This window comes from Bradyrhizobium sp. S69, from assembly GCF_009766005.1.
Lineage (GTDB): Bacteria > Pseudomonadota > Alphaproteobacteria > Rhizobiales > Xanthobacteraceae > Bradyrhizobium.
Genome location: NZ_LMUK01000033.1, coordinates 1 through 13,494, shown reverse-complemented (window position 1 = coordinate 13,494; position 13,494 = coordinate 1). Strand labels below are relative to the sequence as shown.

General features: G+C 57.0%; 13 protein-coding genes, 1 tRNA gene and 2 pseudogenes. 7 read left to right on the top strand and 9 right to left on the bottom strand.

Going from position 1 to position 13,494, the window contains the following annotated elements; all coding sequences use genetic code 11:
* The first annotated feature begins 15 nt into the window (after positions 1-15).
* The 4 genes from GSQ88_RS13685 to GSQ88_RS35635 all read left to right on the top strand — a co-directional run bounded on the left by GSQ88_RS13685 (position 16) and on the right by GSQ88_RS35635 (position 1,818).
* Positions 16-654, top strand: a complete 639-nt coding sequence (locus GSQ88_RS13685; protein ID WP_159008288.1) for a class I SAM-dependent methyltransferase — start codon at positions 16-18, stop codon at positions 652-654.
* 79 nt (positions 655-733) lie between these two features.
* Entirely contained in the window at positions 734-1,099 is a 366-nt protein-coding gene (locus GSQ88_RS13680; protein WP_502706732.1) for a hypothetical protein, read from the top strand.
* Between the two features lie 116 nt (positions 1,100-1,215).
* Positions 1,216-1,292 (top strand) — tRNA-Met (locus GSQ88_RS13675).
* 130 nt (positions 1,293-1,422) lie between these two features.
* Positions 1,423-1,818 (top strand): hypothetical protein, encoded by a 396-nt coding sequence (locus tag GSQ88_RS35635; protein WP_246735286.1) that lies wholly within the window; start codon positions 1,423-1,425, stop codon positions 1,816-1,818.
* Positions 1,819-1,866: 48 nt separating this feature from the next.
* On the opposite strand, the pseudogene GSQ88_RS35630 reads toward GSQ88_RS35635, so the two are convergent.
* The 4 genes and pseudogenes from GSQ88_RS35630 to GSQ88_RS13655 all read right to left on the bottom strand — a co-directional run.
* Positions 1,867-2,871 (bottom strand): annotated as a pseudogene (locus GSQ88_RS35630) (recombinase family protein); the annotation flags it as partial.
* A gap of 230 nt (positions 2,872-3,101) precedes the next feature.
* Positions 3,102-3,452 carry a hypothetical protein gene (locus GSQ88_RS13665; RefSeq protein WP_159008287.1) on the bottom strand — a complete coding sequence of 117 codons (351 nt, stop codon included), beginning with the start codon at positions 3,450-3,452 and terminating at the stop codon, positions 3,102-3,104.
* A gap of 418 nt (positions 3,453-3,870) precedes the next feature.
* Complete coding sequence (locus tag GSQ88_RS13660) at positions 3,871-5,493, bottom strand: ORC-CDC6 family AAA ATPase (protein WP_159008286.1); 1,623 nt, start codon at positions 5,491-5,493, stop codon at positions 3,871-3,873.
* Positions 5,486-6,187, bottom strand: coding sequence for a hypothetical protein (locus GSQ88_RS13655; RefSeq protein ID WP_210253804.1), 702 nt, complete (start codon positions 6,185-6,187; stop codon positions 5,486-5,488). The genes GSQ88_RS13660 and GSQ88_RS13655 overlap by 8 nt, the downstream gene beginning before the upstream one ends.
* A gap of 340 nt (positions 6,188-6,527) precedes the next feature.
* On the opposite strand from GSQ88_RS13655, the gene GSQ88_RS13650 reads away from it, so the two are divergent.
* Positions 6,528-6,734 carry a ribbon-helix-helix domain-containing protein gene (locus GSQ88_RS13650; RefSeq protein WP_159008284.1) on the top strand — a complete coding sequence of 69 codons (207 nt, stop codon included), beginning with the start codon at positions 6,528-6,530 and terminating at the stop codon, positions 6,732-6,734.
* A gap of 10 nt (positions 6,735-6,744) precedes the next feature.
* On the top strand, positions 6,745-8,067 hold the full coding sequence (locus GSQ88_RS13645) for a DNA cytosine methyltransferase (RefSeq protein WP_159008283.1): 1,323 nt from the start codon (positions 6,745-6,747) through the stop codon (positions 8,065-8,067).
* On the opposite strand, the gene GSQ88_RS13640 is transcribed toward GSQ88_RS13645, so the two are convergent.
* Positions 8,064-9,104 carry a hypothetical protein gene (locus tag GSQ88_RS13640; RefSeq protein ID WP_159008282.1) on the bottom strand — a complete coding sequence of 347 codons (1,041 nt, stop codon included), beginning with the start codon at positions 9,102-9,104 and terminating at the stop codon, positions 8,064-8,066. The genes GSQ88_RS13645 and GSQ88_RS13640 overlap by 4 nt on opposite strands.
* Positions 9,105-9,194: 90 nt before the next feature.
* Here GSQ88_RS13640 and GSQ88_RS13635 point away from each other — a divergent pair, with 90 nt between their 5' ends.
* Positions 9,195-9,611, top strand: coding sequence for a very short patch repair endonuclease (locus GSQ88_RS13635; RefSeq protein ID WP_159008281.1), 417 nt, complete (start codon positions 9,195-9,197; stop codon positions 9,609-9,611).
* An 8-nt stretch (positions 9,612-9,619) separates the two neighbouring features.
* Here GSQ88_RS13635 and GSQ88_RS13630 read toward each other — a convergent pair whose 3' ends face one another.
* From GSQ88_RS13630 to GSQ88_RS35220, 4 genes and pseudogenes are all read right to left on the bottom strand, one after another.
* A complete protein-coding gene (locus tag GSQ88_RS13630) occupies positions 9,620-11,143 on the bottom strand; it encodes a hypothetical protein (RefSeq protein ID WP_159008280.1) in 1,524 nt (507 codons plus the stop codon).
* 420 nt (positions 11,144-11,563) lie between these two features.
* The gene (locus GSQ88_RS13625) at positions 11,564-12,376 is read right to left on the bottom strand and encodes a hypothetical protein (protein WP_159008279.1); all 813 of its coding nucleotides are present in this window, start codon (positions 12,374-12,376) and stop codon (positions 11,564-11,566) included.
* 56 nt (positions 12,377-12,432) lie between these two features.
* Complete coding sequence (locus GSQ88_RS13620) at positions 12,433-13,239, bottom strand: S1 family serine peptidase (RefSeq protein WP_159008278.1); 807 nt, start codon at positions 13,237-13,239, stop codon at positions 12,433-12,435.
* A pseudogene (locus GSQ88_RS35220) lies at positions 13,240-13,494 on the bottom strand (hypothetical protein); the annotation flags it as partial.

Genomic DNA, 13,494 nt, shown 5'->3' with positions numbered 1-13,494 from the left:
CGGGGCACGCAGGGAATGGCTGGGGATATCGACCGCGAGGGGGTCGCCAAGGCTTATGGCCGCTGGGCGCCGGTTTACGATCTCGTATTCGGCAAGGTGTTCGATCACGGCCGCCAATCGACCATTGCGGAGGCCGACAAGATCGGCGGCCGGATTCTCGACGTCGGGGTCGGCACCGGATTGTCGCTGTCGGATTATTCACGCACCACGAAACTCTGCGGCGTCGATATTTCCGAACCGATGTTGCGCAAGGCGCAGCAGCGCGTGCGCGCGCTTGGGCTTTCCAACGTCGAGACGCTGGCGGTGATGGATGCCAAGAATCTGGCGTTCGCGGATTCGTCGTTCGATGCGGTGGTGGCGCAATATGTCATCACCGCGGTGCCGGACCCGGAGGCCACGCTGGATGATTTCATCCGCGTGCTGAAGCCCGGCGGCGAGCTGATCCTGGTCAATCACATCGGCGCCGAAAGCGGCCCGCGCCGGCTCTTCGAACTGGCGTTCGCGCCGCTGGCGCGGCGGCTCGGCTGGCGGCCGGAATTTCCGTGGGCGCGGCTGGTCGACTGGGCCGCCAAACACGGCGGCGTCAGCCTGACCGAACGGCGTCCAATGCCGCCGATGGGCCATTTTTCGCTAATCCGCTACCGCAAATCCTGAAACTGCCCGCCTGAAAGTGCCCAGAGGTTAAATCGCGCTCCGGCGCGGAACCTCCGCCCGCGCCGGCCGTTTTCCCGGCATGACAATGAAACCCGCACTCTTAATCTCTTGTCTCGTGATGGCGGCATCCGGCGTGACCCACGCCCAGGCGCCGCCATCCCCCACGACGCCTGCGGCCCAGACCGCGCCGCCCTCGCCCGATCGCGCCGTCGGCTGCACGCCGACCCAATCGACCCCTCAGGGCAATGTCGCCCCGAAAGAAGGCACGACCACGGGCCAAAGCCGGGAGCCGCTGGGCGACCAACTGGCCAAATCCGACGGTGTGCTATGCCCGCCGGCCGGGGTGGATCCGCAGATGCGCGCGCCGACACCCGATACCGGCAACACGCCAGTGATCCCGCCGCCCGGCAGCCCCGGTGGCGACCCCAACGTCCGGCCCAAATAGCCACACGGCTGCAATAGCTTGGCGGGACGAGCGGGTTTGCTTGACAGGCCCTCGACCGACTTCTTATATGCCGCGCGTTCGTGCCCGCGGCCTATAAAGCCGCGGCGGTGAACCGTGGCGAGGTAGCTCAGCTGGTTAGAGCACGGGAATCATAATCCTGGGGTCGGGGGTTCGAGTCCCTCTCTCGCTACCACCAGTCCCCCCCCGGCAGAACGCCGGGAGAAAGTCGGGGCCTGCAGCAATTCATCGAGTCGGCCGCGTATCTCTATTTCCAGCTTTTCGCTGTTAGCCGGTGCGTGAATGATGATCGCCGAAATCAGCGCGTGAACCGAATCTTCCAATTCGCTCCCGATCGCCAGATCGGGGCGAGGCAGCAATGCCGCCAGCCGGTCGAGGTCGGCCCGGTAGCGATCGAGCGCGGCCGGGTGCAGCGTGATCACGTTGTCGCCTTCCTCGATCGCGGCAAGTCGGGCATCGATGTCGGCGCGTTCGGCTTCGAGTCGCTTGATGTCGCCGGCCAGGGTGGTCGGGTCGATGCCGGCCTTGATGATCGCGTCGATCGCCGCCCGCAGTTCCCGGCCGATCGCGGCCTTGCGGCGCTCCAGTTTGCCGCGCTGGTTGCCGGCGTCGCGCGCCAAACGCTTGCGTTCCTCGTTATAGACCGCGACATATTCCGCCAGATAGGCCGGCTGCGCCAGTTCGGCGCGAAGCCCCGCTAAGGTCATGCGCTCGACATCATCACGTTTGACGCGGCGGCCGTTCTGGCACGTGCCGCTTTCCCGGAATGCGGAACACTGAATCCGCGCCGTGCCATGTCGGTCGCCGCTCGACACCATCGCGCCGCCGCACGCGCCGCACCGTAACAGCCCGGCCAGCATGCGCTTGGTTTTGGGGTTGGCCGTTTTGCTAGGGCCGCGTTCGGCGTTGCCGCGTTTTCGGCGCTGTACGATTTGCCACACATCATCCGCGACGATCCGCAGTGTCGGGACCTCGGCGGTGCGGTATTGGTCCGGAGGGTTCGGCCGCGATATCCGTTTCCCGGTGGCGGGGTCTTTGACCATCCGCACCTTGTTCCAGACGATGCGGCCGACATAGATTTCGTTCAAGAGAATGCCGGCGCCGCGCTGCAGGTTGCCATTGATGGTCGATCCGTTCCAGCGATCGCCGCGTGGCGGCTTGACGTTTTCCTTATTCAGCTTCGCGGCGATGTCGCGCGGCGTCACGCCGGCGGCGTAGTCGGCGAAGATGTGCCGCACGATCGCGGCCTCGGCCTCGACGATCGCCAGTTCGCCGGCCTTTCCTGGCACGGCCTGATAGCCATAGGCTCGGCCGCCGGCGTGCCGGCCGTCACGCACCACGCCGTCGAGTCCGCGCCTGACATGCACGGCGAGATTTTCAAGAAACATTTCCGACATCAGCGCGCGCATCGCGCCGTCGATCTTTCCGACCTTGCCGGCGGCGGTGTGGATCGTGACGCCGAGGAAATCCAGATCCTTGCGGGCACTGTGGTAGTCGGCCTGATCGCGGAAAATGCGATCCATATCCTCGGCCACAATCACGTCAAAGGCCTTGGCCTCGGCGGCGCGCATCATCGCGTTGAAGCCATACCGGTTGACGGCGGATGCGCCGGACACGGCGCGATCCTCGAACGTCGACACCACGGCCATGCCGGCGCGCGCGCAAACGTCGCGGCAGAGCGATATCTGATCGTCGATCGACTTGTCGCTTTGCAGGTCGGAAGAAAAGCGGGCATAGATGGCGGCGCGGATCATGCCTCCACCACCCGTCTCATCGCTGCCTCAATCGACGGAGCGATATGATCTAGCGGGATTATCATGCAGGGCTCGTCTGGAGATTTCCCGGGCATGATCCTCTGCCGCGTGCCGTTTGGCAAGCGCCCGCACCACCGCCATAAGTTCATCTGGGGCCAATGCAGCCCGGGCCTTGCCCGCGGCAGGAGTCGGACGATCACGAGCCACCAGGCGGCGATCGTCGCTCATGGCTACGTGTCCTTCGCCAGGCGATAGCGAGGCTGCAGGACGTCGCCCTTGCCAAGCACGCGGCCGTCGCGCGCCAGCAGGGCAAGCAGGGAGCGAATGGTGTTGCGATGGTAATCGACAGAAAGTCGTTGTTGGGCTTCCCGCCGGGTCATCGCCACGCCCGGCGACAGCGCCTGAGCAACGGCATTGATGGCCTCGCGCGAGTGCATCAGCACGGCATCGATACGATAGTGCGGGCGGCCATCGGCGTATCGCCGTTTCAGAGGATGGTTCTGATCACGCCGCCTCTGCTCCAGCGCGCCGGCCGTGCGCCCAAATGCCTCGATCCGGGTCCTTTCGTCCTTGCCGCCCATGCCTCCGCCCCAAACCACCATCGGTCTGAGGCAATAAAATCGTAGGCTTCTCTAGCAAGAAAGAAATCTAGAGCGCAGGTATGGCTGCCGGGTAGCTGTGGCGTGCAAATAGGACGAATTGCCCGCCCCTTTGTCGAGAGGCTGACGAACTGTGAATCGGCATGGGGATCCGGGGCCGATCGGCATCCTAATGTTTAATGGACCTCGCATCTGTGGAGGCAATGTTCGGAGCCGAAACACAATTGATTTAATTGTCGATTCGGAAAGCGCTCGACCCGCAACCTGACCGTTATGAGCGCAGTGCCCTACCGAAATATCCCAGCAAAATCAGTCTTTCTCATCCGGAATCGTGCCGCTTTGTGCGCGTTCGTTCACGGGGGTTCTGTAGGGTTTCTGTTGGGGTAAGGCTGAACGACTCTTATCCAGAAAGATATTCAAACACTGCGGCCGACACGACGTTCATTATTTGACGGGATCTTTTCGGGCCGATGTACCACGCTTTCTTGAAATCAGTTTCGGATGAACGAAGAGCTTTCCCGAGCGTATCAATTCCAATCGAAGCGAGGGCTTCGTGCTGATGAGCAGTGAGGTCAAGTACACTTATCGGTTTGACAAGCAAAGTCTGAAGTACAGCAGAGAGGTCCGCTTCCACAATGGGACCCACACGCGCGGCAATCTCTAGGAAGGATGCAACGTTGGCTCCGTACTCAGTGAACCGCTTTACAGCAAGACCTGTTCGGAGATCGCTCACGTAGGCGATTGGCGAAGGGCTATCGACAGCGAGACATCCAATGTTCACTGAATACCGGGTTCCCAATTCACGCCGTGTAGCAATAACGCCAGAGTCAAGGCGTGCAACGATGCCCGTATACATCAATAACCGCAACGCCTCCCGGGCCGCTTCGGGCGCGTCTCTGTGAACCCAGAAAAAGCAAGTGCGCTCAGGTTTGCCTTCTGCCTTCCATGCTTCGTTCTTCTTGTTAGTTTCCGCAATCACGCTTGTTTCAATAAAATGCCGGCCCCAATCGATCAGCGCTTTATGCCCCGGATAGCGTTCCGAAAGGCCGCTGTGCTCAGACCAGATAGCTTCCCGGAAGAATTCCTTGATTACCTTTTCTACGTCGTTCGTTCGGACCGTGCCAGCTAGTGCGATAGTTTTCAGCAGCAATCGTGGATTTCCCGACACTGCATATGCTAGCGCCGCAAAGTTGTTGCCGTTGCGCGAGATTTCTTCTTGAAGTTTTGAGCCTGCTTGCTGGTAAACAATCTCTCTCATTTGTGTGACGTAATTTGGCGAAGTGATATCTCTGTTTAGAGATATAACCTGAGCATCGTGGATGGTCTCAAACGAATCTCCGTATGAGGTCACGCCGGGATAGACCGCCGCGTTACACGTCATGAATGGCGAACGAAGATCTCGGAACAATGTGAAGAACTGACGCTGCTGTTCAGGGCGAAATATGTGCGCTGCTTCGTCAAAGAGTACGTTGAAGCGTCGAATATTTCCGCTTCGGCAAATGTCTTCCACCGCCTCGCGAAACCGCTCTATCGTCGGCACCGCCGAAGTATCGATACTGTCTCCAGGGTTCTTGTACGAAGCTTCAAATTCTGCAGCCAGCTTATCAAGTTTTGTTTTTTCGCCGGGCTTATCAATATGTCCCCCGGTGAGGAGGTTCATTGCTTCTGTCGGCCGTGCTTCCAGGCCGCTTTGCGCTAGCACGCGCACGATCCGCGAACATAACGATGCGAGCATCCAGTGTTGAAATTGTTGACCGTCCTTCGTTGTTAGAAGGGAGCTACGAGCGAAACTGAGATAAATTGGGAGAACACGACCGCTTTCGAACTCCGAAAACTGTTCCTGTTCGCAGACTCTTAAAAGCAGTGATTTTCCCGTGCCCCGGCTTCCTTCGATAATTGTTGGAGCGGTGGACTTTAGTTTATCGACAAGCTCCCGGTCGCGTTGGATCGGCACAAATAGGCCGAGAATTTCTTCCGGGCGAACGTCTTCCGTTCTAATGATAAATTCTTGTTGATCAGTCATTCGACGCCGGTCCTCCGAGCGAGACGCGGACTGGCTCGATATGCCCCATTTGCTCAAGAATAGCCGGCTTGATTTCTTCGATGGCGCCGGCATCGAGCTCGCTGAAGTATCGCATCGTCAACGCAAAGGTTGCCACATATCTCACAGTTTTAGCCTTCTCGTGCCACAGCAAAAAGGTTTCCTCACGGAAAGCAAGCTCGTCTGGCAAAGGGATCTTGTTCGGCACATTTCCATGAGTACATTCGGAGAGTTCTCGATAGAGCGTGGCGGCGATCGTATTCAGTTGCGCCGCCTGCTCCGCTAGTTCGGGGTAAAAAGCGCGGCAAAAGTTTTTGCTCAAGACACCATTTTCCCTATCGATAACAGTCGCCCAAATAGTATCTCTTTGGCTCGAAAGCCATTCGCTCAGAGCAACTAGATTGGCGGATAAGTAGAGGCCTTCGAGAATGAGTTCGAGAACGAGTCGCAGCCCCTTGAATCCGTTTCTATACTGTCCGTGGAAATTGTTCAGAAGTGCGATTACGAATTCGCGAGAAGCAGTGCGATAGAGATCAGCCTCCCGTCGGCCTTTTAAGCACCCGGTCCAATGCTCCATGTCGGAAGAAAATCCATAGCTCCCTCCGTTCGTCGCATCAAATTTCTGAGCGAACGACGCGATGAGGGTTTCACCACAGACCTTGTGAAGAGCATCCATGATCTCCCTCAGGCTTGCGTTAGTTGACCCCTCGGCGTTCATGACTCCCTCAATCTCTAAGAGCGCGGACCGTCCGCTGTGTGGTTCACCACCACAACAGCCTGTGAAAATTGGCACAAGCGGGTGCTTTGGTCTGATTTAGCCCATCCGGCCCGACCGGTCCCGTCTAGCCGCGACCGGTCGCGACGGTTTCGGCCGCCGCGATACAAATACTTGACGTGGGCTTCAATGTTCTCTATTTGTTCTAAACATTTCGGTGTCTAGCTCGCTTCGCCTTCACGAATTGTTTTGATTCGGGTAGAACTATATGCATCATCACGCTGCAATGTGATGCATTTCGATGAACGAGCCAGCTCGGCCGAAGAAACCTCGAACCACTGCCACGCTGACGGCTGAGCAAGGCCGCCTGCTGCGACTTATGGCCGAGCGTCAGAAGGTCTCTGTGTCTTGGTTGATTCGCCACGCGGTCGACCGGCTTGTGGAAGAAGAGGGTAAGGGTCTTCAACTGCCCTTGGATATGCCTGCGCGCGGCATAAAGAAAGATTGAGGCCGGGACAATGTCCAAGACCCCATCCCGCAGACAATCTCAGAACGGGCTCATCTGCCTTGACCTATTTTCCGGTGCGGGAGGATTTTCGGAAGGCTTCCGTCAGGCCGGATTTCACACGATCGCTGCAACCGACATCGATGCGTCGGCCGGCGCGACGTACGAGCTGAACCACAAAAAGCACGGCACGAAATTCGTGCTTGGTGACATTTCCCATCCGCGCGTCCAAGAGCAGCTTTTCGACGCAGTCGGTAAGACGGAACTCGATACGATTATTGGTGGGCCGCCGTGCCAGGGCTTCTCCCAAGTTCGCAACCACGACCGGTTGATGAATGATCCGCGCAACAAGCTTTACCGTCACTACGTCTCGGTCATTCGGCATCTGCGGCCGCGCACGTTCGTGATGGAGAATGTTCCCGGCTTGGAAAATCTCGGCGGCGGCGCCGTCCGCGCTCAAATCTTGGAAGACCTCGCGCTCGATGGGGAATACCAAGTTGAGTGCAAGGTCTTGGATGCTGCCGCTTTTGGCGTGCCCCAGAACAGATTGCGCATCCTGTTTATCGGGGTGCGTAGCGATCTAAAGACTTTGCCGAGTTTTCCGCACAGCCCCTTCGCTGAAGCGCTTCCATCATTGGAGCGCCGTCCGAAAGGCGACCGCTGGTCGTACCGCCACCGTAAGTCGCCAGAGACAGTACGTACGCTCGCCAAGCTGTTAGACCCTGACAGCGCCGAACTCGTTACTGTGGAGCAGGCGATTGGCGATCTAACCTGGCTTCGGCCTAATGCGAAGCTTGTGCGGAAGCCATCGAACGACCCGACCGAATATGAGCACGAGCATACGTCGGCGTATCAGCGCGCCCGCCGTATGAAATCGTCCGAGCTCTTCAATGCGGACGTGCCCTCCATCCGCGAAGACACCGTCACGCGCCTACGATCTATTCCCCAAGGCGGCAATTTTCGCGATCTTCCGGAGGAGCTAGCCGTGCGCTATCTCACCGACAAGAAATGGGGACCCGAGCTTGGGCGCGAAACGCTGAGCCGCAAATACTTTTTTGCGTACCGCAAGCTGCATCCGCAAGTGTTTAGTTGGACGTTGAATACGAAAGCAGATTGCGTGTTCCACTACGGTGTGCCGCGAGCGCTTACGGTCCGAGAATTTGCACGCCTTCATTCGTTTGACGATACCTATCATTTCCTCGCCGGCGACCGACATAGCCGGTACCGGCAAGTCGGAAACGCGGTGCCGCCGCTGTTTGCGCGCGCGATTGGAAAGGCAGTCGCCGCAATACTCGCGAAAGCACACGAATCGAAGCAGCTTGCCTTGGCGCTCTAACTTTTGCTCTCTCCGTAACGGCCGCGCATCTCGGCAAGGTAGTCCGACAGAGATTTCAGCGAGCCTATCTGCACGTACGGTTCAATAACCTTGAACCCGTCGCCGTGTGTCTCGCGAAGCATAGGGAGGCAAACATGGTAGACGGTGTGAAAGATGTATCCGCCGTCGCCACCCGGCTTTGCTTTCAGCACGTTTACTAGCCGCGCCAGATCAAATTCGTTTGTAATGAGGGCGAACCTCAGCTCCGCTTCTTGCTTCTTATTTCGCGTGTAAGAAGAGTATTCCGACTGAAATTGCGTTTCTCTGTCCTGCCGGATCGACCACTTCGCCGTCGTGATAAGCGGAGTAATGTGGCCGTCGATGATTGCAATGTCGGGTCGAGGCTGCCGTTTTCTGCTCTGCTTTTCTCCTTCGGCTGGCGGGGGCTCTTTGTAAAAGCCGGGCAGCTGCGAAACAGGCTTACGGAGCGCGAAATTCTTTTCCGGTATGTGCGAGACTCGCCTCAATAGAAGCATGAGAAGATCTTCGAACCCCTCTCCCAGGGCGTTCTGGCGTTTGTTGCCGATCGTGAAGTAGTCGCGGCTTAGCACCTCTATCTGTCCGGTCAGAGTTCCAGCGCGATCACTGTCGACTCCCGCATCTTGCAAAATCGTCTTGATTGCGGCAGTGAGTTCCGACTCGATCTCCGCATCAGGACCCTTATCTTCAGTTTTTGGCTCCTCGGCCTCTCGCCGTTTCAGTTCAGCGACGCAGCCCTTAAATAGGACATCGAGCTTTTCCGGGAGATCGCTCCGTTTTATTTTCCAATTTGAGCACAGGAGATCGGTAAACTTCACTGCGCGGGCATGAAAAGTCCCGCCTTTTTGCATATGATTGGAATCATAAATATGCGCGAGCTTCGCGCCGATATCGAACCAGAGTAAGCAGCGATATACGTGCTCCCAGGCGTTCGCTTCCGTAATCTCGCCAGCATGCGCGATGTACTCTTCGAGGATGCGCAAGCGCGTCTCTTGACCAAACGGTGAATCCTTGGCCATTTACCCCCGCCGCAATGACTTTCCCGACCGAATCGTGCTGGTCATGCCCATGAATAGCGCACTCACGGGTAGAATCGAGTCCTGATCGCCATGGACAGGCTGTCCCCCGAAGCCCGCAGCAGGAATATGGGACGTATCCGCAGTCGCGACACGTCCCCGGAGCTGGCTGTGCGCAGCTATCTGCATGCAAAGGGACTGCGCTTCCGCCTTCACCGCCGGGACCTTCCGGGCAAACCCGACCTCGTTTTTGCAGGTCGCCACGCCGTCCTATTTGTCCATGGATGTTTTTGGCACGGGTGCCCCCGATGCGTGGATGGCACCCGGCGGGTGAAGTCAAATGTTCCTTACTGGTCGGCAAAGGTTGAGGGAAATCGGGCGCGCGACAAACGCAATATTGCGGCATTGCGCCAAATGGGCTGGTTGGTCTTTACAGTCTGGGAATGTGAAATCAAGCGTGAGCCGCGATTGGCTCGATTGGCGGAGCGTATAATTGCGCTTCACATTTGAACTACCATCTACGACAGAACCTCGAAATTATCTGGGTGAACGCCGTAGAACCGTTCGAACCTTGTCTTGGCTCCGTCCGCCAACTCCGCTTTCGAATAGCCCTGCGACAGCCAATCGAAGTCATAGTGGAACGGTCCGTCGCTCAATAGCCACTGGCGCGTAAGGTCATAGTTGACGACGTTTGCATAGAAATTACTCAGGGTTTTTATGATCGCCGCCGGGTCTTTCCCAGGAATGTTCCTCGGAAAAATGCCGTCATCATCCGCCCTGTCAGTAAAGAGCGACAAATGCTTGAGAAAGAGAGACTGGCTGTTATCGCTAACGCGCGGACCAACGAGCCACGCTCCCGCCCAGCAGAAGAATTCGGGATGCTTCAGCTTGTCGATGCAGAAGCTGACGAAATGCGAAAACAGAACGCGGACAACGATGTTCCCAGGATCAAACCGGAATGTTTCCATCTCCTTTAGAATTTCGACAACGCCGGGGATGTTGGTCGCCCAGGTTTCCACCGTTGAAAGCGCCAGGCCCGGGTGGTCGTACCCACATGCTTTCGTCAGCACATCGGCGACCTCCATGTACTCCTGACGCGAATACTCGGTGATGCGTCCCAGCAACTCAGGATGGTGGTCTCGCACCGACTGGGAAAGCCGCATGAAACGAATGCCCGGATCGACGTCGATGATAAAGTTCTCGAAACTTTCGATGTCCAGTGGAAAGCCTGCCGTCGGGTTAATCGCGAGATCGACGATCAGAAGGAAAAGAGCGACTACGGGGTCATCAACGGCTTCGGGCCATGGCGCATTTGACATTTTTAGAAAGCCATCGAAGGCTTCCCCGTACACGCCGTCGAAATAACCCTCATCTTTTAACACTGCCAAAGTGGGGGGATTTGCCAGTCCGAACATCAGGAACTGCAATTGGATCATGCGCGCTTGGCCCTCAAACAGCGCGCGCAATCCCAGTGGCGCCACTCGTACCTGCGTACCGCGAGCCCAGCCTTCCAACTTCGCGTCCCTATTGCGCATGAAGGACGCTTCCCATTCCGTTGCGTCTGGCAAATGCAACCAATCAGGGTCGACGGTCCCAGCCAAAAGTTCGACTGCGTGGGTGTATGCCATCCAGTAGCAATGGCCCACCGTCTCAAAATACGGATCTTCCATCGCCTCCGGGATCGATGCCGGGGTCACCGTCGCGATCTTGTAGAATTCGGCGTCAATCGCGTTATTGACCGCCATGTTTGCCGCTCGAAGCCCCGGATCTTCGACCGTCACGCCAGCTAGCGCGGCCTTCTCAGCCCAGCGCTTCAGCGACTTTTTTGAGCCGACATGCTTAAGCACCGTTTCCAGGTGCTCAACGTTTCGATGGGCCTGAGCAGGATAAGTTAGGCTCAGTACAAGGCCCGAGGTCGAACCGATGTGTTGCCACCAGTGGATGGTTTCGTGGAGGTAGGTGGAATATGCCTGAACGGTCTCGCCATCGAGCTCTCCCGACGCATAAACACCGTTCGATACAGCGTCGACTAGTTCGTGCACCCTCGGGCTTAGGCGCAAGACGAAGTGTTCGGTAGTGTAAGTACCGTGTTGGTCCAAACACGCCGCGAATTCAGTCGGCGCCCGAAGGGGCCTAGCCACGGGCTCAAGGAGTGTCGGATCGAGGTTGAGGTTGTCGAGCAAAGTTCAAACCGCATTGTCGAATTGACCGATGTTGAACGAGTTGTCGCACTCGCGCAAGCGTGAAGTCGGCCGGCGCTATTCCTGCGGGATACCGCCGAGGATGTGCTTCGACGAAGTTTCGTGCTCTACCTCGATCGCAATAAGACATCGCGGGTTTTGATTTTCATACACCCGCTCACGGTTCTGCCTCCATACCTCACGCTGAATGCGATCGACGAGTGGGTGACGAAAGTGATGGATCGCAGCGGCGTCCAGATTTCCACCGCCTCTCCCCCACAGTCAGCTAATCGTTTCTTGGTCCGGCGTTGAAATATCGCCGAGGCTTATAAGAGGGTATCTGTCGAGAGCGAGCAACGTGTTTCCGAGCACGATGACACCCCATTGCTTGCAAGCCAGAACGGTCGTTGGATGACCGTTTATCCTCGTGGGCTCCTCGGTCAGCGTGATTCTCTTTTCAGCAAGCTCTCGCTGCACGATTTGAGCACGCTCATCAGGCGTCAAATTCAGGTAAGGAACCAGCATGTAGCCGGCATGCGGCGGTGACAGAAAATCGTATCGCCTCTTGCGCGCTCCCTTCCAGAGAAAGGGAGCTGCTGGACCAATTACATGCCGATCGATTCGCTTCATAAGGCGAAGTGCGAGCGCGACTGCTCGCAATAAGACTCTGTATTCAACGTGCAGATATTTTGGGTCCGGCTTCTCTCCCGGCAACTGCTTATGGCTGACGTCCCGGTTGCGCTTGTCGCGTATCTTGGTCTTGACGATGTACGCCGTGAACGATCTTGCATCCTCGTCGAATACCCCCAGCTTTCGGACGGCAAAATGGAACGTCAATTGCCCTATCTTGTTCTCGGCCAGCTCTGAAAGCCTACCCACAAGTTCGTCGCTCAGCTTGTCCGCAAGAAGATTTGCGAACTGGGAATTCTTTTCCTTCAGATCCTCTTCGAGGTCTTCGGACTGAACACGTTTTGCACCTACAATAAAATGGCGCATCAAAAGCCACGCAGTGATGACTTCGCCAACTTCACCACGGAGATTTCCCAATAGATTGTCAGGATCAGTGCGTGCGAGTACCAGTTTATCATTTGCCATGATCTATAGACGCTTCCGGAAAACGCTCGACAGGAGAGACAACGTACGTCCACCCTTCACGGCAGCCAGCCAAGCTGACGCTTGATGGAGCCGTCGGTAGCAATAAAGTGAGTGCGCCTGAATTGATACAAATCGAATTCCCTCGGCAAACCGTCCTCGGATGCCCGTGGACCTCGCACGACGATTCCGATTGGAAACCATCGATGTAGACCGTTCCGCTCAACATGCATGAGGACCGGGCCTCCACTACATCCGCTCAGATTTGCACCAAGGTCCGGAAAGTCTGGAGCGGCTTTAACGCGAAAGTCCCTCTCAGGCTCATAGGTACTAATAATGTCGCGATCAGTAACGTCTTCAACGCGCGTCAGCGAAACGTAGGCTCGAAATTCAGTGCGGTCATATGACGATGGTTTTACGAAGAGTTCTGGAAATCCGCTGACGCTAATCGCGTCCCCGCAATCAGGCGTCGGCGGCGGCCACTGCGATCGGCAATCGATCGCTATAGCCTTACTCTCAATTAGCTGATCTTCCGTAACACTAAAGGTCGCAATATCAAGCGCCTCGTCTCGATCTATTATTGCCTCATTGAGGTTGATGGGTACGGTTCGAAGCAGACAGATAAGGTCAGCGCCTCGATGCGCGGCGTTCTCATACGCGGTCACGACGTGCGCCGCGGTAATGCCAACCAATCCCCTCTCGAACCGAAGAATGAAACAGGTGCCACCTAAAAGGCGCTTTGGCCAGTGCTCGCGAACATCGTGCCAAATTAATGGCCGCGCCGACTGCATTGCTAGAGCCGTGACTCTTTCGTTCAGCACCAGCTCTTCGGAACTGAGGGAATGACGCGTCGCTGTCATGGCCATTCACTCGCCGTCGGCAACAGATGTCTCAATCGGTTTCGGGAGATTTTGTTCGAGAAACGTTTCCCAAAAATCCACAATTTCCCGAAGCACACTGCTCGCGACTAACCATCGATCTAGTGAAGCTATGTCAGCGCCCAAATCGATAAGGAGATACGACGCGCCGAATGGCCCGATTCCGTACGGGCCCATTCCATACCCTGCGATCTTCTTTGTCGAATGGACCGGCGCACAATGCTTCGTGCCGTTCGTCAATTG

Coding starts and splice junctions, on each gene's coding strand:
- GSQ88_RS13645 (WP_159008283.1), top strand. CDS start 6,745: ATGTCCAAGACCCCATCCCGCAGACAATCTCAGAACGGGCTCATCTGC.
- GSQ88_RS13620 (WP_159008278.1), bottom strand. CDS start 13,239: ATGGCCATGACAGCGACGCGTCATTCCCTCAGTTCCGAAGAGCTGGTG.
- GSQ88_RS13640 (WP_159008282.1), bottom strand. CDS start 9,104: ATGGCCAAGGATTCACCGTTTGGTCAAGAGACGCGCTTGCGCATCCTC.
- GSQ88_RS13685 (WP_159008288.1), top strand. CDS start 16: ATGGCTGGGGATATCGACCGCGAGGGGGTCGCCAAGGCTTATGGCCGC.
- GSQ88_RS13665 (WP_159008287.1), bottom strand. CDS start 3,452: ATGGGCGGCAAGGACGAAAGGACCCGGATCGAGGCATTTGGGCGCACG.
- GSQ88_RS13660 (WP_159008286.1), bottom strand. CDS start 5,493: ATGACTGATCAACAAGAATTTATCATTAGAACGGAAGACGTTCGCCCG.
- GSQ88_RS13655 (WP_210253804.1), bottom strand. CDS start 6,187: ATGGATGCTCTTCACAAGGTCTGTGGTGAAACCCTCATCGCGTCGTTC.
- GSQ88_RS13625 (WP_159008279.1), bottom strand. CDS start 12,376: ATGGCAAATGATAAACTGGTACTCGCACGCACTGATCCTGACAATCTA.
- GSQ88_RS13650 (WP_159008284.1), top strand. CDS start 6,528: ATGAACGAGCCAGCTCGGCCGAAGAAACCTCGAACCACTGCCACGCTG.
- GSQ88_RS13680 (WP_502706732.1), top strand. CDS start 734: ATGACAATGAAACCCGCACTCTTAATCTCTTGTCTCGTGATGGCGGCA.
- GSQ88_RS13635 (WP_159008281.1), top strand. CDS start 9,195: ATGGACAGGCTGTCCCCCGAAGCCCGCAGCAGGAATATGGGACGTATC.